This is a genomic window from Janthinobacterium rivuli (genome assembly GCF_009208735.1).
Lineage (GTDB): Bacteria > Pseudomonadota > Gammaproteobacteria > Burkholderiales > Burkholderiaceae_D > Janthinobacterium.
Window position 1 is genome coordinate 1 of the sequence record NZ_WFLJ01000068.1, and the last position, 457, is coordinate 457.

Genomic DNA, 457 nt, shown 5'->3' on the forward strand with positions numbered 1-457 from the left:
CCACCGCAGCCGATTAAGCGTCGTGATAAACAACGCCGTATGTGTCGAACATAGCTCCAGCTAGCTCGACCATGCTTAAGCCGCTGCGCTCCCAAAAAAACAGAAAGTATTCCAACTTGTCGTAAGGTGCTTCAGCGTCCATGCCGTGCAGCGCACAAATCGTGGTTCTGATACGCAACACCTCAGGGTCATCCGACATATCGCGTCCTCGGATGGTCTCCCAAAGCCTCACCCGGACAGCTATGGCCTCGCTATCCGTTGCCGCGCCCTCAAGATATCGTTTAGCAGCCAAAACAGAAGACTGCGCGGTAACGGGTAGACATTCGATCACCCGAGCCAGGGCGTTAACCATAAAGCGTTGAGCATCACCGTGCTCTACCGGATCATCCAGATCAACGGTGGATGAAATAACATCAAAAGGATCACGGTGAGACATGCTGACTTTCTGAGTAAAGCT

General features: G+C 52.5%; 1 protein-coding gene. It reads right to left on the reverse strand.

The window, feature by feature from the left end:
- Positions 1-13 precede the first annotated feature (13 nt).
- Positions 14-457 (reverse strand): hypothetical protein (locus tag GCN78_RS28930; protein ID WP_226939879.1); only part of this gene is annotated, 444 nt, incomplete at its 5' end.